The sequence below is a fragment of the Sagittula stellata E-37 genome (assembly GCF_039724765.1).
Classification (GTDB): Bacteria; Pseudomonadota; Alphaproteobacteria; order Rhodobacterales; family Rhodobacteraceae; genus Sagittula; species Sagittula stellata.
The window spans coordinates 1,699,263-1,718,052 of record NZ_CP155729.1; the positions used below are offsets into that span (position 1 = coordinate 1,699,263).

General features: G+C 67.5%; 20 protein-coding genes. 8 read left to right on the forward strand and 12 right to left on the reverse strand.

Annotation, left to right across the window (positions count from 1 at the left end; genetic code table 11):
• Positions 1-33 precede the first annotated feature (33 nt).
• Positions 34-1,686: a DNA repair protein RecN gene (gene recN / locus ABFK29_RS08140; protein WP_005856872.1), complete on the forward strand. Its 1,653-nt coding sequence runs from the start codon at positions 34-36 to the stop codon at positions 1,684-1,686.
• Between the two features lie 73 nt (positions 1,687-1,759).
• On the opposite strand, the gene ABFK29_RS08145 is transcribed toward recN, so the two are convergent.
• Positions 1,760-2,137 (reverse strand): hypothetical protein, encoded by a 378-nt coding sequence (locus ABFK29_RS08145; RefSeq protein WP_005856874.1) that lies wholly within the window; start codon positions 2,135-2,137, stop codon positions 1,760-1,762.
• Positions 2,138-2,225: 88 nt separating this feature from the next.
• Between ABFK29_RS08145 and ABFK29_RS08150 the strand changes: the two genes are divergently transcribed.
• Positions 2,226-2,807 (forward strand): TetR/AcrR family transcriptional regulator C-terminal domain-containing protein, encoded by a 582-nt coding sequence (locus tag ABFK29_RS08150; RefSeq protein WP_005856876.1) that lies wholly within the window; start codon positions 2,226-2,228, stop codon positions 2,805-2,807.
• Between the two features lie 22 nt (positions 2,808-2,829).
• On the opposite strand, the gene ABFK29_RS08155 is transcribed toward ABFK29_RS08150, so the two are convergent.
• Positions 2,830-4,203 (reverse strand): FAD-binding oxidoreductase, encoded by a 1,374-nt coding sequence (locus ABFK29_RS08155; protein ID WP_040604264.1) that lies wholly within the window; start codon positions 4,201-4,203, stop codon positions 2,830-2,832.
• Positions 4,204-4,347: 144 nt separating this feature from the next.
• Between ABFK29_RS08155 and ABFK29_RS08160 the strand changes: the two genes are divergently transcribed.
• Positions 4,348-5,955: a chloride channel protein gene (locus ABFK29_RS08160; RefSeq protein WP_083803428.1), complete on the forward strand. Its 1,608-nt coding sequence runs from the start codon at positions 4,348-4,350 to the stop codon at positions 5,953-5,955.
• Positions 5,956-6,226: 271 nt separating this feature from the next.
• Here ABFK29_RS08160 and catB read toward each other — a convergent pair whose 3' ends face one another.
• Together catB and ABFK29_RS08170 are read right to left on the reverse strand one after the other, a co-directional pair.
• Positions 6,227-6,871: a type B chloramphenicol O-acetyltransferase gene (gene catB / locus ABFK29_RS08165; protein WP_005856882.1), complete on the reverse strand. Its 645-nt coding sequence runs from the start codon at positions 6,869-6,871 to the stop codon at positions 6,227-6,229.
• A gap of 349 nt (positions 6,872-7,220) precedes the next feature.
• A complete protein-coding gene (locus tag ABFK29_RS08170; RefSeq protein WP_040604265.1) occupies positions 7,221-7,997 on the reverse strand; it encodes an SH3 domain-containing protein in 777 nt (258 codons plus the stop codon).
• A gap of 227 nt (positions 7,998-8,224) precedes the next feature.
• Here ABFK29_RS08170 and ABFK29_RS08175 point away from each other — a divergent pair, with 227 nt between their 5' ends.
• From ABFK29_RS08175 to ABFK29_RS08185, 3 genes are read left to right on the forward strand one after another with little or no spacing between them, the layout of a single operon-like run.
• Complete coding sequence (locus tag ABFK29_RS08175) at positions 8,225-8,947, forward strand: hypothetical protein (protein ID WP_005856886.1); 723 nt, start codon at positions 8,225-8,227, stop codon at positions 8,945-8,947.
• 12 nt (positions 8,948-8,959) lie between these two features.
• The gene (locus ABFK29_RS08180; RefSeq protein ID WP_005856888.1) at positions 8,960-9,556 is read left to right on the forward strand and encodes a M91 family zinc metallopeptidase; all 597 of its coding nucleotides are present in this window, start codon (positions 8,960-8,962) and stop codon (positions 9,554-9,556) included.
• 20 nt (positions 9,557-9,576) lie between these two features.
• The gene (locus ABFK29_RS08185) at positions 9,577-10,125 is read left to right on the forward strand and encodes a hypothetical protein (RefSeq protein ID WP_005856890.1); all 549 of its coding nucleotides are present in this window, start codon (positions 9,577-9,579) and stop codon (positions 10,123-10,125) included.
• A 161-nt stretch (positions 10,126-10,286) separates the two neighbouring features.
• Here the strand turns inward: ABFK29_RS08185 and ABFK29_RS08190 are convergent, their stop codons facing one another.
• A complete protein-coding gene (locus tag ABFK29_RS08190) occupies positions 10,287-10,631 on the reverse strand; it encodes a DUF427 domain-containing protein (RefSeq protein ID WP_005856892.1) in 345 nt (114 codons plus the stop codon).
• 96 nt (positions 10,632-10,727) lie between these two features.
• A complete protein-coding gene (locus ABFK29_RS08195) occupies positions 10,728-12,497 on the reverse strand; it encodes an aminopeptidase P family protein (protein WP_005856894.1) in 1,770 nt (589 codons plus the stop codon).
• 282 nt (positions 12,498-12,779) lie between these two features.
• Between ABFK29_RS08195 and ABFK29_RS08200 the strand changes: the two genes are divergently transcribed.
• Positions 12,780-13,271 carry a hypothetical protein gene (locus tag ABFK29_RS08200; RefSeq protein ID WP_005856896.1) on the forward strand — a complete coding sequence of 164 codons (492 nt, stop codon included), beginning with the start codon at positions 12,780-12,782 and terminating at the stop codon, positions 13,269-13,271.
• Here the strand turns inward: ABFK29_RS08200 and cobT are convergent.
• The 5 genes from cobT to ABFK29_RS08225 all read right to left on the reverse strand — a co-directional run bounded on the left by cobT (position 13,221) and on the right by ABFK29_RS08225 (position 17,246).
• The gene (gene cobT / locus ABFK29_RS08205) at positions 13,221-15,101 is read right to left on the reverse strand and encodes a cobaltochelatase subunit CobT (protein WP_005856898.1); all 1,881 of its coding nucleotides are present in this window, start codon (positions 15,099-15,101) and stop codon (positions 13,221-13,223) included. The two genes, ABFK29_RS08200 and cobT, sit on opposite strands and share 51 nt — an antisense overlap.
• A 79-nt stretch (positions 15,102-15,180) precedes the next feature.
• Positions 15,181-15,621 carry a hypothetical protein gene (locus ABFK29_RS08210; RefSeq protein ID WP_005856900.1) on the reverse strand — a complete coding sequence of 147 codons (441 nt, stop codon included), beginning with the start codon at positions 15,619-15,621 and terminating at the stop codon, positions 15,181-15,183.
• 56 nt (positions 15,622-15,677) lie between these two features.
• Positions 15,678-16,025 carry a hypothetical protein gene (locus ABFK29_RS08215; RefSeq protein WP_157136418.1) on the reverse strand — a complete coding sequence of 116 codons (348 nt, stop codon included), beginning with the start codon at positions 16,023-16,025 and terminating at the stop codon, positions 15,678-15,680.
• A gap of 146 nt (positions 16,026-16,171) precedes the next feature.
• Complete coding sequence (locus tag ABFK29_RS08220) at positions 16,172-16,846, reverse strand: aspartate/glutamate racemase family protein (RefSeq protein ID WP_005856903.1); 675 nt, start codon at positions 16,844-16,846, stop codon at positions 16,172-16,174.
• A gap of 10 nt (positions 16,847-16,856) precedes the next feature.
• The gene (locus tag ABFK29_RS08225; RefSeq protein WP_040604321.1) at positions 16,857-17,246 is read right to left on the reverse strand and encodes a VOC family protein; all 390 of its coding nucleotides are present in this window, start codon (positions 17,244-17,246) and stop codon (positions 16,857-16,859) included.
• 144 nt (positions 17,247-17,390) lie between these two features.
• On the opposite strand from ABFK29_RS08225, the gene ABFK29_RS08230 reads away from it, so the two are divergent.
• Positions 17,391-17,597: a hypothetical protein gene (locus ABFK29_RS08230; RefSeq protein ID WP_005856907.1), complete on the forward strand. Its 207-nt coding sequence runs from the start codon at positions 17,391-17,393 to the stop codon at positions 17,595-17,597.
• 146 nt (positions 17,598-17,743) lie between these two features.
• On the opposite strand, the gene cobS is transcribed toward ABFK29_RS08230, so the two are convergent.
• On the reverse strand, positions 17,744-18,730 hold the full coding sequence (gene cobS, locus ABFK29_RS08235; protein WP_005856908.1) for a cobaltochelatase subunit CobS: 987 nt from the start codon (positions 18,728-18,730) through the stop codon (positions 17,744-17,746).
• Positions 18,731-18,790: the final 60 nt, after the last annotated feature.

The following is an 18,790-nucleotide window of genomic DNA, read 5'->3' on the forward strand; positions in this document are numbered from 1 at the left end:
ATGGTGGGCTGAACACCCACCCTACGGCTGGACATGCTTCGGGCGCTTGAAATCCGCGACATGCTGATCATCGACCGGCTGGATCTCGACTTCCAGCCGGGTCTCAACGTGCTGACCGGTGAAACCGGGGCAGGCAAGTCGATCCTTCTGGATTCCTTGGGGTTTGTGCTGGGCTGGCGTGGCCGCGCCGAGCTGGTGCGCGCGGGCGCCGAGCAGGGAGAGGTCGTTGCGGTCTTCGACCTTGCACCGGACCATGCCGCGCGGGGCGTGCTGGAGGAAGCGGGGCTGCCTGCGGGCGACGAGCTGATTTTGCGGCGGGTGAACACGGCGGACGGGCGCAAGACCGGTTGGGCCAATGACCGGCGGGTGTCGGGCGACGTGCTGCGGCGCCTGTCGGACACGCTGGTGGAGCTGCACGGACAGCACGACGACAAGGGGTTGCTGGATCCGAAGGGCCATCGCGCGATCCTGGACGACTACGCCGTGGCCGGGGACCTGCAGGCCGAGGTGCGCGACGCCTGGCGTGCCCTGGCCACCGCCCGGAAGGGGCTGGCGGACGCGCAGAAGGCGATGGACGCGGTGCGCGCCGAAGAGGGATTCCTGCGGCATTCGGTGGCCGAACTGGAGACGCTCGCACCCGAAGAGGGCGAAGAGGAGGCGCTGGATTCGCAGCGGCGGATGATGCAGGCTGCCGAGAAGATCCGCGAGGACATCGTGCAGGCCTCGGCGGCTTTGGGGTACGAGGGCGCGGAAGGCGCGATGTCGAGCGCGCTGCGCTGGCTGGACGGCGCGGCGGACAAGGCGTCGGGCCGGCTGGACGCACCGATCGAGGCGCTGGCCCGCGCCATGGCGGAACTGGACGAGGCGGCGCGCGGTGTCGCGGAGTGCCTCGACGCGCTGGACTTCAACCCGGCAGAGCTTGAAGCCTGCGAGGAAAGGTTGTTCGCGATCAGGGGGCTGGCGCGGAAACATCAGGTGATGTCCGACGAGTTGCCGGGGTTGGCCGCGTCCTTGTCGGAGCGGCTGGAAGCGCTGGACGCGGGCGAGGCCCGGCTGGGCGAATGGACCAAATCGATCCGCGAGGCGGAGGCGCGTTTCGACGATGCGTCGGGTCGGCTGACCGCCCTGCGCCGCGATGCGGCCCGGCGGCTGGACACAGCGGTGGCGGCAGAGCTTGAACCGCTGAAGATGGGCCGCGCGGTGTTCGAAACGGAGGTGGCGGAGGCCACGCCCGGTCCGGAGGGGCGCGACGCGGTGACCTTCCGCGTGGCCACCAACCCGGGCGCGCCTGCGGGAGCGTTGAACCGGATCGCCTCGGGCGGGGAATTGTCGCGGTTTCTTCTGGCTTTGAAAGTCGCGCTTCATGTGCAGGCGGGGCAGGGCGTGACGATGATCTTCGACGAGATCGACCGTGGCGTGGGCGGGGCCACCGCCGATGCCGTGGGGCGGCGGCTCAAGGCGCTGGCGGAGGACGGGCAGGTGCTGGTGGTGACGCATTCGCCGCAGGTCGCGGCGCTTGGCGCGCACCATTGGCGCGTGGCGAAACGGGTCGAGGATGGCATGACCCTGTCGGAGGTCGTGGCGCTGGACGCTGGCGCGCGCGAGACGGAGCTGGCGCGGATGCTGTCCGGCGACACGGTCACTGACGCGGCGCGTGCCGCCGCCCGGTCGCTTCTGGCGGGCTAGGCGCGGCCTCCGGGCGCGCCCTGACCGGGGCCCTTGCGGTCCCCGGCGGCCCACCCTCCCGGCCACGCCCCGGTCATCGGGGCGCGCTGTCCTTCCCGATCCTGAACGCCCGCGCGGCCTGCACCAGCAAGGTGGCTATGGCGATCTGCCCCGCGATCACCGCCGGCCAGATGCCGGGGAAGGCCGGGTCCACGTATTTTTGCGGTCCGAGAGAGATCAGCGCGAGCAGCGCCGCCACGACCTGCAGGACGGGGCCGCCGCGCGGCCGGTCCGCCATGATCCATGCGGCGACGCACGCGGCCAGCGTGGCCGTCAGGAAAGGTCCCAGAGCGAAAAGCGGTGTGTCCAGCGGCGGATGCGGCGGCGTCTGCGTGTAAAGCGCGAAGAGCATCAATCCGTGTATGGCGATCAGCGCGGCGAGCGCGGCGCGGGTGGGGGCGGTATCGGCCATGCCGTGTCCTTTCCGTAATTTGGTGTACGCTTGCTTAATTCCGTAATCATGTGTACGGTTATCGTCAAGACACTTTGCGGGGGCGTGCATGAAGGCGGAAAACAGGGAGGCGCGCGAAGCGCAGATCGCCGCCGCGGCCTATGCGCTGCTGGCGGAGAAGGGCGCGCAGGGCATGTCTATGCTGGCCGTGGCCAAGCGCGCGAAGGCGTCGAACGAGACGCTCTATCGCTGGTACGGCGACAAGACGGGCCTGTTCGCCATGCTGATCGCGCGCAATGCCGACCGTGTGCTCACCCGGCTGGACGGGTTGACCGCCGGGGACGACGGATTGCAGCGGTTGGGGGAGGCGCTGTTGGAGATGTTGCTGTCGCCCGAGGCGCTGGCGCTGAACCGGGCGGCGGCCTCGGACGTCTCGGGGCAGTTGGGGAGCGTTCTGGCGGAGGCCGGGCGGGGGGCCGTCTTTCCCCGCGTGGCGGGCGCCTTTGCGCGGCTGGTCGCGGATGGACGCCTGTCCGGGCCGGCGGAGGAGGTGGCCACGCTTTGGATCGACCTTTTGGTGGGCGACCTGCAGGTGCGCTGCGTCACGGGGGCCCTGGCCCCCCCGGACGCCGACACGCGGGCGGCACGGGCGGCGCGGGCGGAGGCGCTGATCTTCCGCCTGGCCGCCTGACGCCGCGCGCATCGCCCCTGCGTCAGGTGTCGGGCACCAGCTTGCCGGGGTTCAGGATGCCGGTGGGGTCGAGCGCGGCCTTGAGCGTGCCCATGACACCCCAGGCGGCGCCGTGCTCGGCTTCCATGAAGGGTTTCTTGCCAACGCCGACCCCGTGTTCTCCGGTGCAGGTGCCGCCGAGTCGCAGGGCGCGTTCGGCCATGCGGGCGGAGATCCCCTTGGCCTCGTCGAGGTCGGAGGGCTTTTCGGGGTCCAGAAGCAGGATGGCGTGGAAGTTGCCGTCGCCGACATGGCCGAGGATCGGCCCGGCGATGTTCGAGGCGGCGATGTCGGCCTGCGTTTCCTCCACCGCCCGGGCGAGCTCCGATATCGGCACGCAGATGTCGGTGACCACGGCGCGCGCGCCGGGGCGCGAGGCGAGGATCGCGTAATAGCCGTTGTGCCGCATGGCCCAGAGCGCGTTGCGCTCCTCGGTCTTCGCGGACCAGCGGAAGGGGGAGGCGTCGTGGTCGGCCACGATCTCGGCGAAGCGTTCGGCGTCCTGGGCGGTCGCTTCGGGCGAGCCGTGGAATTCCACCATGAGGTGCGGCTGCTCGGCCATGTCGGTGCCCGCGTAGGCGTTGAAGGCGCGGGCGGTGGCGGCGCAGGCGAACTCGATCCTCGCAAGCGGCAGGCCCATCTGGATGGTCTCCATCACGGCGGTCACGGCGGAGGTCATGTCGGGGAAGGCACAGATCCCCGCAGAGATCGATTCCGGGATACCGTGGAGCCTGAGGGTCAGTTCGGTGACGAGGGCGAGGGTGCCTTCCGACCCGACAAGAAGTGCCGTCAGGTCATAGCCGGCAGAGGACTTGCGCGCCCGCGTGCCGGTGCGAATCACGGTGCCGTCGGCCAGCACCGCCTCGAGCGCGAGGACGTTGTCGCGCATGGTGCCGTAGCGGACCGTGGTGGTGCCGGACGCGCGGGTCATCGCCATGCCGCCGATCGAGGCATTGGCGCCCGGATCGACCGGGAAGAACAGGCCGGTGGCGCGCAGTTCTTCGTTCAGGGCCTCGCGCGTGACGCCGGGCTGCACGGTCACGTCCATGTCGGCGGGGCGGATCCCGGTCACCCTGTTCATGCGGGTGAAGTCGACGCAGACGCCGCCACGAAGCGCCTGGGTCTGCGCTTCGAGCGAGGTGCCCGCGCCGAAGCCCACCATCGGCACGCCCTGCGCGTGGCAGATCTGCGCGATGCGCGAAACTTCGGCAGTGTTTTCGGGATAGGCGACCGCATCGGGGGCTATGGGCGGGAAATACGACTCCGATCCGGCATGGGCGTCGAGATCGGGCTTGGACCGGCTTAGACGTTCGCCTAGGAAGGCCTGCAAGTCGTCGAGCGCCTGTTCGATAGGCATCTTGGTCTCCGGTGAGTGACAGTGGGCCATCTTAGCGGGCGACACAGGGCGGGGAAACCCGCCGGATCGGAGGAGACGGACGTGCCGGGCGTATTCGCGCAACACCTTGCCACCATCAAGGGCGACTTTTCGCGCGGCTGGGACATGATCCGTCACAATGGTCCGGGGCAGGTGAGCTTCTGGTTCATCGCGCTGTTCCTTGGCCTCGTCTCGGGCTTTGCCGCCATCGGGTTCCGATATGCCGTCGAGACCTTGCAGGCGGCGGTCTACGGCACCCGCGACGTCAACATGCTGGCGAGCTGGGCGGGAGAGCTGCACTGGGCCTGGGTGCTGGTGATCCCGGTGCTGGGCGGCATCGCGGTGGGCGCGCTGTTGCAGAAATTCACCACCGACGGGCGCGTGCGCTCCGTCGGCGACGTGATCGAAGGCGCGGCGCTGAACGACGGCCGGGTCGAGCGGCGCGCGGGCGTGGTGTCGGTGGTGTGTTCATGGATCACGTTGTCGACCGGTGGGTCGACCGGGCGGGAAGGGCCTGTGGTGCACATGGCCTCGCTCGCCGCCACATGGGTCGCCAACCGGCTGAAAGTCGACGGCATCACCGGGCGCGACCTGCTGGGCTGCGCGGTCGCTGCCGCGGTCTCTGCCTCGTTCAACGCGCCGATCGCCGGGGCGCTCTTTGCGCTGGAGGTCGTGTTGCGGCACTTCGCGCTGCACGCCTTCGCGCCCATCGTGGTGGCCAGCGCGGCGGGAACGGTCATCAACCGGCTGGTCTATGGGGACGTGACGGAGTTCGCCCTGCCGGGGACGACGGTGGTGGAATTCTACCTCGAACTGCCGGCGTTCTTCCTGCTGGGACTGGTCTGCGGCATCGTCGCGGTGGTGATGATGCGGGCGATCTTCTTTGCCGACGACGTGGAAACGGCGTTGCAGAAGAAGCTGGGGCTCCCGTACTGGCTGCGGCCCGCGGTGGCCGGGTTGCTGCTGGGCGCCATCGCGATCTTCTATCCGCATATCATCGGCGTGGGGTACGAGACGACCTCGCGCGCGCTGACCGGCAGCCTGACGATGTGCGAGGCCATGGTCTTTGCGGTGATCAAGGTGGCGGCCGTGTCGATCACCATGGCCGGGCGCATGGGGGGCGGGATCTTCTCTCCGTCGCTGATGGTGGGGGCGCTGGTGGGGCTGGCGTTCGGCCATATCGCCACCGGGCTGGCACCGGAGATGTCCTCGGCCTTCACGCTTTATGCGCTGGCCGGGATGGGCGGCGTGGCCGCGGCGGTGCTGGGGGCGCCGATCTCGACCACGCTGATCGTCTTCGAGCTGACCGGCGACTGGCAAACCGGGCTGGCGGTCATGGTGTCGGTGTCGATGTCGACCGCGCTGGCCAGCCGGGTGGTCGACCGGTCGTTCTTCCTGACGCAGCTTGCGCGGCGCAAGGTGCAACTGGCGGCGGGACCGCAGGCCTACCTGCTGGCGATGTTCCGGGTGCAGGGGGTGATGCGCCGGCCCAACGACGAGCGCGCCGCCGACGAGGAGGCCTGCCTGCGGATGATCGAGCGCGAGTTGTTCGTGCAGGCCACGGCGACGTTGGAGACGGCCTTGCCCATGTTCGACCGGTCGGGCGTGGCCTTCCTGCCGGTGGTGAAGATGGAGGACGGCGCACCCGTCCTGCAGGGCGCCCTGTTCCACGTCGACGCGCTGAAGGCCTACAACCGGGCGCTGGCGGCGACGGCGGAGGAAGAGCACTCCTGAAGAGCGGCCGTGCGGTTTCGCCTGCCTCCGGCAGGCGATCCGCCGGGGGCTGCGCCCCCGGCGCGGGGGGGCTGTCTGCCCCCCGGTCCCCCCGAAGGTATTTGGGCCAAGATGAAGGGGCGGCGGCGTGCGGCGGGGCTTTCGGGATTGGGGTGCTGCAAGACAAGCGGGTGTTGGCGGCCGGTCCGACCGGAACAGGCGGCGGGTCGCTTTGTGCGCTTTGCGTACGGAGGTTGGCCCTCGCCATGGGAGACTTGGCGAGGGTCCGGGGCTACGCCTCTGCCGGGGGGCGGACGTGCGCTGTCCAGTATGCGTGCAGCGCTTCGATGTCGCTGCTGGTCAGGATCGGCATCGCGATGTGCAGGTGGTCGTCGGACCACGCCCACCAGCGCATTTCGAGCAGGAGGTCGATCCGGTGCGCGCTGAACCGTTTTCGGATTTCCCTTGCGGGGTTTCCGCCGACGATGGCGTAGGGCGCGACATCGCGCGTCACCACTGCGCGCGTGCCGATGACGGCGCCGTCGCCGATCCTGATCCCGGGCATCACGATGGCTTCCGAGCCGATCCAGACATCGTTGCCGACGATGGTATCGCCCGCCGGGCTGTAACCGTTTGCGGCGCCCGTGAACGCCGGGACTTCGGACATCCAGTAGAAGGGAAAGGTGCTGATCCAGTCGTTCCTGTGGCCCTGGTTGCCGGCCATGACGAAGGCCGCACCCGATCCGATGGAGCAGAAGCTGCCGATCAGCAGGCGGTCTGCGCCTTCGTCCGGTGGCAGGTAGCGGGCACAGTCGTCGAAGCCATGGCCGTGATAATAGCCGGAATAGTAGCTGTATCGTCCGACGCGGATGTTGGGATTGGTGACCTGTTTGTCCAGGGTGATGCCGCGGAACGGGCTCTCGAAGGCGTTTTCCATTTGAAACCTCTGAATGTTCGGCTTGTCTGCATGCGCAACGAGGCGGCGCGGCTCTGCATGCGCAACAATACGGCGCGGCCGCGGATCGCGGCGCGCAACGGCCCCGCGCTTTGGCGCAGGGCGGTATTCAGATGGTTCGGTCCGTCGATTTCATCGGGTCTTCTGCCAGTTTGACGTGCCGCAAGAAATACGGGTTCGGTTCCCGAGTGCAAGCATGATCGTTGCCTGCCCGGTCGGTGGAGCCGATCCCCGGTTCAGGACGATGCCCCCGCAGGGGTCTGCGGGGGCAACGGCCGGATGAGGGGCATGGTGCCTTCGGGGAGATGCCCTTGACCGGGGCGGCGACCCGTCAGCGGCGCATGGTGTCGATGATGCATGCGTCGAGCCGGTCGATGCGGACGAAGGCGCAGTTGGCGAGGATGCGGGGAAGGTCCTCTGCCTCGACGATGATGGAGCCGTTGTGGCGTTGGGGCTGACGGCGGGGCTGCGGGTCCGGGCGCGGCGCGAGGGGCTGGCGGGTCTGCGAGAGGTACTTCGAGTGGGCATAGCCGGTCTGACCGTCCTCGTGGCGGATCAAGTACCAGGTCTGGCTGTCGTCGAGCACGCGCACGCTGCTGCCCTGGGTCATGGTGTCAATCACCGGGAAGCCGGTGCCCGGTCCGTCGCGCAGGTTCAGGGCTCCGGCCTGCGGCGCGTTGATGTAGAGCTGCGGCAGCCGGTCCAGCGGCACGTCGGCATGGCGCCGGTCGGCGTTGCGGTAGCGCGTGCCGTCCCGGCCCTGATAGGTGCCGGCGCCGCGGTCGATCTCGCCTGAATATAGCGAATGATCGCCGCGGGAGGCGATGTTCGCATCGTCGGTGCGGCGCGGGCGCGGTTCGGTGGCGGACAGGTAGCGGGCGGCGGCAAAGCCCGTGTTGCCGTAGGCGTCGCGCACCCTGAACCAGTTGCCATCCTCCAGCACGGTCACCAGCGAGCCGTGCGGCATCTCGCGCACCACCTCGTAAGAGGTCGCGGGGCCGGTGCGCAGGTTGAGGAAGCCGTCTTCGGGAGCATTGACCCAGGCCTGCAGCGCGGCGGCCTGGCTGGCGGTGAAGAAGGCGATGAACAGGGCGATCAGGCGGGTCATGGGCGGGTCTCCGGTGGCATCGGGTCGAATGGCGGACGCCGTCAACATGTGGACGGGTGCCCCTGTTATGCAATAACGCGGCCTTGTCAGCGATTGTTCCGGGCGTCTGCGGGTGGCCGGAGAGGTAGGGAAACAAGGGGCTTGACGGAACTTGTCCGGCTTTGGCGCTTGCCCGGTGGCAAAGCCGTGCTTACCCTTCGTTCCATTGCAGAACAGGATATTTTCCGATGTTCAGAGTTTCGAACGACCAGATGCAGGGCTTTGCCGATATGGCGCGCAGGGCCGAGCACGGGCGCCTGATGCGGCGCCTGCGGGAAGAGCAGCCCGAACTGACCCTGCGCATGGGGCCGGGCGGCGCCGACGAGCTTGTCACCCATATCGTGGCGCGTGCCCGGGCCTTCGGCTTCGAGGACCCGCGCGCCATGGACTTCTGTCTCGACGCGGTGCTGGTGCTCGGGCTGGAGTTCGACCGCGACCGGCGGGTGCCCTGGGCGGGTGCCAACCTTGCGGCGGAGGAACTGGCGCTGCCGCGGCGGCTGACCAACCTGCGGACCGGGCTGGACCGCTACGAGACGGCGGTCATGGCCGCACGGCCTGCCGCCTGCACGCGTCTGGCGGCGCTGGAGCCGGGGGCGCTGCCCGATGCGACGCAGGACGCCGATGCCTTCTGGCGGCTGGTCGCGGAGATGTGGCCGGAACTCTATGCCAAGCAGAACAAGCTGTACCTGAACGGGCTTTTGCGGGCGGCGAACGCGGTCGCGGAGCATTATCGCACCGGGCCGCAGGGCGTCGCGCCTGCCTGCCTTGCGCAACTGTTCATGGGGGTGGGCTGTTTCGCCGATCCGCAGTGGCGGCACGTCCTGTCCGCCGTGCTGGAGGTCAGCCGTGTGGAGCGCGCGGCGAAGATGTTCGAAGTGACGCGGCGCTGGGCCGCCTCGGTCGCGGGCTGAGGGGGCGGGACGATGCTTGCATTGCTTGCCATCTGCGCCGTCCTTCAGGAGGTCAAGCGCCGCGAGTTGATGGCGCGCATCAAGAACGGCGAGTCCTCGATCACCGTCAGCGGCAGCGACGAGTTCAAGGAAAAGGCCTATGCCTCGCTGGAGAAGCTGTCGAAGACGCCGACCGGACTGGGTTTGCTGCTGGAGCTTGAGAAGACCGGCAAGTCGGTGGAGATCGTCGAGACCGCCGGCGGCAACAGCGAGAACCCGGCCAGCATGGCGGATGGCACCTATGACCGGGTGAACGATCAGCCGGGGCCGGGCACGACCAGCGTGGTGAAGTTCAACCCCGAGAAGAAGCAGATCAAGGACGGGTCGGAGGGCTGGCACAATCGCGACCCCGCCGTTGCCCTCGGGCACGAGCTGATCCACAGTCTGCACGACGCGAACGGCACCAACGACGGGCGCAACCCCTTGCCCTACGAGGATCTGAACGGCGACAACCGCACCGCTCCGGGCTATGAGCATCAGGCGGTCGGGCTGGGCGATTACGAAGACGACCCGTTCACCGAGAACAAGATCCGCGAAGAGATGGGCGAAGAGAAGCGTCCCTTCTACTGATAGACACGCACGAGGCCGAGATGATCGAACTGAACCGAGTGGAGGTGGCGCAGGATGCGCTTCGGGTCGACTACCGGGTGACGAACCCGGACGACAGTCCGATCTACCTCTTCGACCTGTTCTGGACGGTGGCGGAGAAGGGGTTCACCCTGCTGCCGGACGAAAGCTACAGGTTCTTCGATGGCGACACGCTGGTCTTGCAGCGCGCGGTTCAGCCGATGCCGCCGGGCATGCGTCTGGAAGAGCCGGAAACGCCCTATGCCTCTCGGGTGGAGACCGGGGAGACGGCAGAGCGCAGCATCGTCCTGCCCTTGCCCGTCGCCCGGTTCACCGCCTACGGCGGCCCGGTGACGCCGGGCGAGCATGTGGGCACGCCCGCGCGGCTGGTGCTGAGCCTCGGCTACGTGCGGCGGTCGGATATCCTTGACGGGTGGGCGGTCATCACGCCGAAGCCGAAGCTGGGCGAGGGTATCTTTGCACCGGACGCGGGGATGGCGCTGGAGTTGCAGCGCAGTTTCGAGGCGGAGTTGCCGGTGCCCGAAGGGTTGACCGGATACCTCGACCAGTGACCGTACGCCAGTGATGCCTGGCCGATGCCCGGCAAGCGATCCGTGTGGCGCTTGATGCGGGCGCGGCGGCGTCCTGCTGGCCAACGTGAAACGGCGCCCACCGGGGAGGGCGCCGTCTTGAATGGCTCGGGATGCTTCCGGACTGCGCGGTCCCGGCGCTGTCAGACCTGTTCGACGTCGACGCCGTCCTGCGCATAAAAGGCGAGGTGGTCCTTGATCTGCGCCACCTCGTCCTTCGGGTTCTCGTAGGACCAGACCGCGTTTTGGTAGGTGCGGCTCTTGGACATGATGGAGAAATAGGACGCCTCGCCCTTGTGGGGGCAGGTGGTCTTGTGGTCGGTGGCGTCGAGGAAGGCCATGCCGATGTCCTCGCGCGGGAAGTAGATCACCGGCGGCAGATCGCCTTCGCGAAGTTCCAGCGCGCGGGAGCTTTCGCCGAGGACGGCCCCGCCGGCGCGCACCACCCACGTGCCCACGGCGGGCGCGATCGTTATGGGCGTGGTCATTTCTGTCTTCCCCCTGTCTCTCGATTTTCCGATTGTCGTTTTCTTAGGTCATCGTCCGTGCCCGTTCCTTGGCACGACGATTGTAACATAGACATGTCAGAGCGGTTGGCACGCAAGCTCTAACCAGTCACCTGCGGCATCATCTACATGCGGGCGCAGTGTGTCCAGCACCCGGGCGTGATAGCCGTCGAGCCATTGCCGTTCGGCCTCGGACAGCAGATCCGTGTCGATCAGGCGACGGTCGATGGGCACCAGGGTCAGCGTCTCGAAGCGGTACATCTGCGGGATGGTCTGGCCTGGGCGTTCGGGGGCCTCCTCCACCACGATGAGGTTCTCGATCCGGATGCCGAAGGCACCTTCGCGGTAGAAGCCCGGCTCGTTCGACAGGATCATGCCGGGTTGGAAAGCCACGGTGCCGGTGCGCGCGATGCGGGCCGGTCCTTCGTGCACGCACAGATAGGAGCCGACGCCGTGGCCGGTGCCGTGACCATAGTCGAGCCCGGCCTCCCACAACGCCACGCGGGCCAGCACGTCGATGTCGCGGCCCGCCATGCCCTTCGGGAAACGCAGGCGCGAGAGCGCGATCATGCCCTTCAGGACGCGGGTGAACGCCTCCCTGTGCTCGGCGGTGGGTTTGCCGATGGGGATGGTGCGGGTGATATCGGTGGTGCCGTCGACGTATTGCCCACCGGAATCGACCAGCAGGAGGTGCCCGTCCTCCACCGTGCGGTCGGTCTTTTCGGTCACGCGGTAGTGCACGATGGCGCCGTTCGGGCCGGTCCCGGCGATGGTGTCGAAGGAGATGTCGCGGAGCGCGTTGGTGGCGGCGCGCTCGGCCTCCAGCTTCTTGACGACGGCGATCTCGGTCAGCGACCCGGGGGCCTGTGCATCGAGCCAGGCGAGGAACCGCACCATGGCGCAGGCGTCGCGCAGGTGGGCGGCGCGGGTGCCGTCGAGTTCCGCCGCGTTCTTGCAGGCCTTGGGCAGGATGCAGGGGTCTTCGCCCTCCACGGGCTGCGCCAGCGCTTCGTGCACCGCGACGGGGCAGGAGGCAGGGTCGATGCGCACCATACCCTCGCGGGCTTTCAGCGCCGGGATGAATGCGTCGGGCGCGTGGGTGCGGACCGAAGGTCCGAGGTGGTCGCCGAGATCGGTCAGCTTTTCGGGGGCGATGAACAGGTCGACGGTGGCATCGGCGTTCAGCAGGGCAAAGCCGTGCGGCACCGGGTTCTTCGGAATGTCCGAGCCGCGGATGTTCAGCAGCCACGCAAGGCTGTCCGGCAGGGTGATCACGGCGGCCTCCACCGGGGCGAGCGTCTTCGACAGGCGGGCGATCTTGTCCTCATGCGCTTCGCCTGCCAGTTCCAGCGGCTGGGCAAAGACGGCGCCCATCGGCGGCGCGGGCTGATCCTCCCACAGGCGGTCGATCAGGTTCTCCATCGGCACGAGCGTGAGCTTCGGGAGCTTTTCGGCAAGGCGGCGGCGCTCGGCCACGGTCAGCAGCCACGGATCGTAGGCCAGGCGGCCTTCGGGCAGCGCCTCGGCCAGCCAGTCGGCCAGCGAAGTGCCCGGCCAGTCGACCTTTTCGAAGACGGTGTCGGTCTGCGCCTTGACCTGAACGGTGTAGCGGCTGTCGGTGAAGATCGCGGCGCGGTCGGTCAGGGCGATGGCCCAGCCCGCCGAGCCGGTGAAGCCGGTAAGCCATGCCAGCCGGTCGTCGTGCGGCGCGACGTATTCGCCCTGGTGCGCGTCGGAGCGGGGCACCAGCACGCCGTCGACGCCTTCGGTCCGCATGAGGTCCTGAAGGGCGGACAGGCGGGCAGGCCCCTGGTCGGGAGAGGCGGTTTCCGTGAAGGTCTGGAACATGCGGGGACTCCTTTGCGGAGACCGTATCTTTGCGCGCGGCAGAGGCCAAGGGGGTCATGCCTGCCGGGTTTTCCGTTTGCCACGCGCCGGTTGGCCGGATCCCCGGCCGCCGCTGACGGACGTGCGGGCATGCGGCGGGCACGCGAATTGTGGCAGCCGTGCCGCCGAAGGAGGTCGGCGCCAGATGTGGCCGAAACAAAATCGCGCCTATGCTGCCCCACGGTTTTGGCGCAGAGTGCATTCGGACAAAACGATTGTGTCCGGTTTGATTAGCGGAGAGATATGCGTCCGCCTGCAGAGATAATTGTCGAGGACCTTCTCGAACGAACGGGATTAGCGATCGCCGACCGCTGCTTTGAGCGTTTCGCGGAGTGCGTCTGTCTGCCCTTCGTGGTGGAGACCTTCGAGGGCCGCCTGCGGATCGAGACCGAAGCGTCCATGCGCGATTGGTTCAACCGGAACGTGGATTTCTACGACATCATCGGGGTGACCGATATGCAGCGGTTCTGCATCTCTGCCTCGTACCGGAGCGACACGATGATCGTCTCGGCCTACGAGTCGCGGCTGGTGCAGCACGGCCACCGGCTGGAGCGGGAACCCTACATGGTCTACACCGAGATCCGCCTTGTCGCGGGGCGCTGGGGGGTGTGGTTCGCCCAGTACGCGATTGCGGATTCGGACGTCCACAATCGCGTGCTGGTGCAGGCCTCTGCCCGTGGCGCGTTACGCGACGCGCCGCATCCCCATGACGCGGGCCCGGGCACGGGGATCTGAATCGAAGAGCGAGGCAAGCTGTTCGGTCATCGCACCCGCCAGCTGTTCCACGTCGGTGATCGTCACCGCGCGGTCGTAGTAGCGAGTCACGTCGTGGCCGATGCCGATGGCCAGAAGCTCCACCTGTTTCTTGCGCTCGACCATGGCGATCACATCGCGCAGGTGCTTTTCGAGGTAGTTGGCCGGGTTCACCGAAAGGGTCGAATCGTCGACCGGGGCACCGTCCGAGATGACCATCAGGATCTTGCGCGCCTCGGGACGGTTCACCATGCGGCGGTGCGCCCACTCCAGCGCCTCGCCGTCGATGTTCTCCTTCAGAAGACCTTCCTTCATCATCAGGCCGAGGTTGTCGCGGGTCCGCCGCCAGGGCGCATCGGCCTTCTTGTAGATGATGTGGCGCAGGTCGTTCAGGCGGCCGGGCTGCTGTTCGCGGCCCGCGTTCAGCCACGCCTCGCGCGCCAGCCCGCCCTTCCACGCGCGGGTGGTGAAGCCGAGGATCTCGACCTTGACGGAGCAGCGTTCCAGCGTTCGCGCCAGAACGTCGGCGCAGATCGCCGCGATGGAGATCGGTCGTCCGCGCATCGATCCGGAGTTGTCCAGAAGCAGCGTCACGACTGTGTCGCGGAACTCCATGTCCTTCTCGACCTTGAACGACAAAGGCGTCGTCGGGTTGGCCACGACGCGGGCTAGGCGGCCGGCATCCAGCACGCCCTCTTCCTTGTCGAATTCCCAACTGCGGTTCTGCTGCGCCTGAAGGCGGCGCTGAAGCTTGTTCGCCAGACGGCTGACCGCGCCCTTCAGCGGTTCGAGCTGCTGGTCGAGATAGGCGCGCAGGCGCTCCAGCTCCACCGGTTCGGCGAGGTCCTGCGCCTCGATCTCTTCGTCGTGGTCGGTGGCATAGACCTTGTAGTCGGGGTCGGCCTCGGAGATCGGGGCGGGGGCGGGCGGCTCCATCGGGGCTTCGCCCTCGGGCATCTCCGCCTCTTCGCCGAGCTCCTGATCCGCGAGGTCGTCCATCGTGACCTGCGCCTGGGAGGGGTCCTGCGTCTCGTCCTGGGACTGCTCGGGCGAGGCATCGGATTCCTCGGAATCGGCCTCGTCGTTGCCGGTGGAATCGGGCTGGTCCTCTTCCTCCGCGCCTTCCTGTTCACCGTCGTCCTCGGCCTCGTCGTCGAGATTGTCGGGGTCGTCCCCAAGCTGGTCGCCATAGCCCAGATCGGTGATGATCTGGCGCGCGAACTTCGCAAATGCCGACTGGTCCGACAGTTTGGTCTGGAGGTCGTCGAGCGTCACGCCCGCCTGTTCCTCCATGAACCCGCGCCAGAGGTCCATGACGTTGGTCGCCTCTGACGGCAGATCGCGCCCGGTGGCGAGGTGCCGGATCAGGTAGCCCGCGGCGACGGGCAGCGGCGCCTCCGCCTTGTCGCGGATCTGGCCGTAGCCGCGGCGGACCGCTTCGTGCCCGATCTTGGCGTCGATGTTCTTGGCGGTGCCGGGCATGTCGCGGGCGCCCATCGCCTCGCAACGCGCGGTTTCCATCGCCTCATAGAGGTCGCGCGCCATCTCGCCCTGGGGCAGGTAGCGGTTGTGGGTGGTCGCGTCGTGGTAGCGGCGGTGCAGTGCCAGAGCGTCGGCGGTGCCCCGTGCCAGCAGGACCTCGTCCTTTGTCATGCGGCGCGAGACCTGCGGCAGGCGCATGGCGTCGCCGGACACTCCCGACGGATCGACCGAGTAGCTGACCGTCAGGTCGGGGTCGTCGGCCATGACCTTGGTGGCCTCGGCGAGGGCCTTCTTGAAGGGATCGGCGGGGTTGTCGCTGGGCTTGCTCATGACCGCAGATTTGAACCGATGACCGGGGCTTGGCAAGGGCAAAGGCGGACAGGTCGCGGCGTCTGCCGTTCGGGTTTCGTCACATGCCGGTGTAACGGCGCCCGATCACGAGGCTGTCGCAGGCGGCCAGTTGGCGCTGGATGCCGCCGGCGGCAAGGCTGCGGCGCCGCTGATCGCCATTGAAGGCGGCGATGGCGAAGAGCGTGCGCAGTTCCGCCCGCGCGTTGACCCGATGGCTCATCAGGGCGATGGAATAGGCGCGGTCGTCCGCGAATTCCGCCAGGTGGGCGTTCATCAACGCCTCAAGCCAGTCGCGCCGGAACGCGGCGGCATCGGCCCCGTCACCCATCAGCCGGGCATGTTCCATGGCTGCGGTGTAGCGGCCGTGGCACGTGGCGAGAGTCAGCGCCTCTTCGGACGGGGCGGGCCGGTCCGTGGCGGCACGGGCGGCGTAGGGAGCAAGGAGGAGGCCCAGGATCAGCAGGGCCGTCCGCCCGGTCTGGTGGCACGGTGCGATCATGGGTGGGCAGCCTAGCGCGGAGTGGTTACGATCGTGTTGCCCGAGCGGGCGGTCGGTCACAGCAGGAGCGCCTCGCAGGGTCGGAGCGCCAGTCTGGCCTGCGCCTGGGCGCGGCGCTGCATCCGGGGATCGCGGTCGAATCGCGCGATGGACAGGAGCCGGGCCTGCGCCCACTTCGCCTCCAGCCGGATCTGGAGAATGCGCGATCCCGGCAGGTCGGACACTGTGCGCACGGCGTCCAGCAGCCCCTCGAAACGGGCGCGTGTGATCTGAGAGGTGTCGTCGGAGGAATAGGCGTTCCACGAATCCTCGACCTGGGCCGAGTAGCGTCCGAGGCAGGCGGCGAAGACCGGCGTCATGTCGGAGGGGCGTTCGGCGAGCGCCAAGGCCGGGGAAGCGGTCATCCATTGCGCCGGCAACAGGAGCGCGAGCGTCAGAAGAAAAGTTTTCAAACCGCCCATGAAGTGAACTTTAGCGCGGATTTACTGCCTGACAATTAATCTGTTTGTAAACTCTTGCGGCGCGTCACCGGATTGTCACGGTGGGATCGTCAGGGTGTCGCCTCGCCGGTGGCGAGACGTGCCAGAAGATCCACGTGGACATCCAGCGCGTCGATGACGGGGTAGGGTTCGGACCCGTCGAAGGCGAGGTTGAGATCGGTGCCTGCCAGCACGACGGCGGACGCGCCCGCTTCGATCAGCCTTTGCCCGGCGTCGCGGAAGAGCGCGCGCGCTTCCGGCGTGCAGGTGCCCGCCACCGCCATGTCCTGATAGGCTTGGCCCAGCGAGTCGACCTCGTCCTCCAGCGCGATGGCGCGGGTCCGGTGAAGCTGCCCGTACAGCTTCGTGCGCATCACCACCCGCGTGCCCAGAAGACCGACGGTCGTGTGGCCATGATCGGCGAAAAACGCGTCCAGCGGCGTGACGGCCGAGATCAGCGGCAGGGGCGAGATCGCCTGAAGCTCGTCGAAACAGAAATGCCCGCCGAGCGAGGTGACGGCGGCCACGTCGCAGCCCGCCGCCTTCAGCCGGGTCAGCAGGGGCAGCCAGTTACGGGCCTGTTCCTCGCGCAGGTCGGCAAGGTTGGTGCGGATCAACTCCTGCACGTCCGCGTGGACGATGGTCAGGTCCAGCGTCTTGCCTCTGCGGGCAACGGCCTCCGTCAGGCGCTGGTAGTAGACGACGGTTGCCGCGACCCCGATGCCGCCGATCAGTCCTATGTGCATCGTGCGTGTCCTATGTTGTCCAGTCGGCGTTCTGCAGGACGACATGATACCCGTCCGGATCGCGGAAGGTCACGCCTCGCCGGTCCCAGTAGGGATTGTGCGAACGGACGGGGGCGTGGCCCGCCTCCGTCATCCGGTCCTTCGCGGCCTGCCACGCGGCGCGGTCCGGCAGGTAAAGCGTCAGCAGGTGTTCGGGCGAGGGGGCGTTGCCCGCGCTGGTGCCTTTTTCGGACGTGAACTCCAGGTGCCAAGGCGCGTTCGGATGCCCGAGCATGACGCCATCGAAGCCGTCGTGGTCCCTGAAGTCCCCCAGCACGGTCAGGCCCAGCCCGTCGCGGTAGAAGGCGATCAGCTCTGCCATCCGGTCCGTGGGGCGGGCGACGCGAAGGATCGGGATCATCGCGTGCACCATTGCCACTGGGATGGCGCGCAAAAGCCGGTCGTCGGGGGTGTTGTCGGCATTGTCGATCCTTCCAAGCGCTGTGTTTACAATTTTAGACGTATTGACCGTGAGAGACCAAGATCCGTTGAGCAAGGACAGAACATGCGGGACTTCCTGGAAGATGTTGACCGGCACGGCGCAATGCCGCGCCGTTTCAAGCCGCTGACAGGGCAGCTCGGGCGGATCGGCGACAGGGCGGCTGACGTGAACGCGGGTCTCGACGGACTGGAGTTCAGGCTCTTGCGGTTGGAGGCCGAGGCGCTGCTGCTGGCCCTGCCGAGCGTCCCGTTGGCGCGGGACGACTCCTGAGCCGGAAGCCCTTTGCGGGGCAGCGTTGTCGCCGGTTCGCAAAGGCGTTTCCCGTCGCGGCGGCACGCATGGCGGATGGTGAGACGCCAAAACGTACGAAGCCCGCAGATGCGGGCTTCGTCAGTTCGTTTCGCGATATGCAGTGATCAGGCGACGCTGATCGAAGCGGCGCTTTCCGGCAGTTCCTCGTCGAAGCAGCGCTGGTAGAACTCTGCCACGGTCTGACGTTCAAGCTCGTCGCACTTGTTGAGGAACGACACGCGGAAGGCGTAACCGATGTTGCGGAAAATTTCGGCGTTCTGCGCCCATGCGATCACGGTCCGCGGCGACATCACTGTCGACAGCTCGCCGTTCATGAATGCGCGGCGCGAGAAATCGGCGACGGTGACCATCTGACGGATGGTCTTGCGGCCCTTCTCGTTGTTGTAATGCGGCGCCTTCGACAGGACGATGTTGGTTTCGGCGTCGATGCTGAGGTAGTTGAGCGTCGCCACCAGCGACCAGCGGTCCATCTGGCCCTGGTTGATCTGCTGGGTGCCGTGGTACAGCCCGGTGGTGTCGCCAAGCCCGACCGTGTTGGCGGTGGCGAAGATGCGGAAGTACTTGTGCGGGGTCAGAACCTGGTTCTGGTCCAGCAGGGTCAGCTTGCCGTCAGTTTCCAGAACCCGCTGGATCACGAACATCACGTCCGCGCGGCCCGCATCGTATTCGTCGAACACGATCGCAGTGGGGTTGCGCAGGGCCCAGGGCAGGATGCCTTCCTGGAATTGCGTGACCTGCTTGCCGTCCACCAGCTTGATCGCGTCCTTGCCGATCAGGTCGATCCGGCTGATGTGGCTGTCGAGGTTCACCCGCACGGCCGGCCAGTTGAGGCGTGACGCCACCTGTTCGATGTGCGTCGACTTGCCGGTGCCGTGATAGCCCTGGATCATCACGCGGCGGTTGTTGCGGAACCCCGCGAGGATGGCCAGCGTGGTGTCGGGGTCGAACTTGTAGGTGGAGTCGAGATCGGGCACCCGAGACGTGCGCTCGGGGAACCCGTGCACAATCATGTCGGTGTCGATCCCGAAGACCTCGCGAACCGAGATCTCTTCCGTCGGTTTCGCGTTGATATCGATCTCGCCGTCCGCCATGGTGCCGATGTCCTTTATCCGTTGTCTGACCGCGTTGGTGCAACATATCTCGGGGAGGGG

Excerpts from the sequence above, each read along its gene's own strand:
- ABFK29_RS08180 (WP_005856888.1), top strand. The coding sequence starts at position 8,960 with ATGCTTGCATTGCTTGCCATCTGCGCCGTCCTTCAGGAGGTCAAGCGC.
- ABFK29_RS08145 (WP_005856874.1), bottom strand. The coding sequence starts at position 2,137 with ATGGCCGATACCGCCCCCACCCGCGCCGCGCTCGCCGCGCTGATCGCC.
- ABFK29_RS08185 (WP_005856890.1), top strand. The coding sequence starts at position 9,577 with ATGATCGAACTGAACCGAGTGGAGGTGGCGCAGGATGCGCTTCGGGTC.
- ABFK29_RS08220 (WP_005856903.1), bottom strand. The coding sequence starts at position 16,846 with ATGCACATAGGACTGATCGGCGGCATCGGGGTCGCGGCAACCGTCGTC.
- ABFK29_RS08200 (WP_005856896.1), top strand. The coding sequence starts at position 12,780 with ATGCGTCCGCCTGCAGAGATAATTGTCGAGGACCTTCTCGAACGAACG.
- ABFK29_RS08195 (WP_005856894.1), bottom strand. The coding sequence starts at position 12,497 with ATGTTCCAGACCTTCACGGAAACCGCCTCTCCCGACCAGGGGCCTGCC.
- ABFK29_RS08225 (WP_040604321.1), bottom strand. The coding sequence starts at position 17,246 with ATGATCCCGATCCTTCGCGTCGCCCGCCCCACGGACCGGATGGCAGAG.
- catB (WP_005856882.1), bottom strand. The coding sequence starts at position 6,871 with ATGGAAAACGCCTTCGAGAGCCCGTTCCGCGGCATCACCCTGGACAAA.
- ABFK29_RS08210 (WP_005856900.1), bottom strand. The coding sequence starts at position 15,621 with ATGATCGCACCGTGCCACCAGACCGGGCGGACGGCCCTGCTGATCCTG.
- recN (WP_005856872.1), top strand. The coding sequence starts at position 34 with ATGCTTCGGGCGCTTGAAATCCGCGACATGCTGATCATCGACCGGCTG.
- ABFK29_RS08175 (WP_005856886.1), top strand. The coding sequence starts at position 8,225 with ATGTTCAGAGTTTCGAACGACCAGATGCAGGGCTTTGCCGATATGGCG.
- ABFK29_RS08160 (WP_083803428.1), top strand. The coding sequence starts at position 4,348 with ATGATCCGTCACAATGGTCCGGGGCAGGTGAGCTTCTGGTTCATCGCG.
- ABFK29_RS08155 (WP_040604264.1), bottom strand. The coding sequence starts at position 4,203 with ATGCCTATCGAACAGGCGCTCGACGACTTGCAGGCCTTCCTAGGCGAA.
- ABFK29_RS08150 (WP_005856876.1), top strand. The coding sequence starts at position 2,226 with ATGAAGGCGGAAAACAGGGAGGCGCGCGAAGCGCAGATCGCCGCCGCG.
- ABFK29_RS08230 (WP_005856907.1), top strand. The coding sequence starts at position 17,391 with ATGCGGGACTTCCTGGAAGATGTTGACCGGCACGGCGCAATGCCGCGC.
- ABFK29_RS08215 (WP_157136418.1), bottom strand. The coding sequence starts at position 16,025 with ATGACCGCTTCCCCGGCCTTGGCGCTCGCCGAACGCCCCTCCGACATG.
- ABFK29_RS08190 (WP_005856892.1), bottom strand. The coding sequence starts at position 10,631 with ATGACCACGCCCATAACGATCGCGCCCGCCGTGGGCACGTGGGTGGTG.
- ABFK29_RS08170 (WP_040604265.1), bottom strand. The coding sequence starts at position 7,997 with ATGACCCGCCTGATCGCCCTGTTCATCGCCTTCTTCACCGCCAGCCAG.
- cobS (WP_005856908.1), bottom strand. The coding sequence starts at position 18,730 with ATGGCGGACGGCGAGATCGATATCAACGCGAAACCGACGGAAGAGATC.
- cobT (WP_005856898.1), bottom strand. The coding sequence starts at position 15,101 with ATGAGCAAGCCCAGCGACAACCCCGCCGATCCCTTCAAGAAGGCCCTC.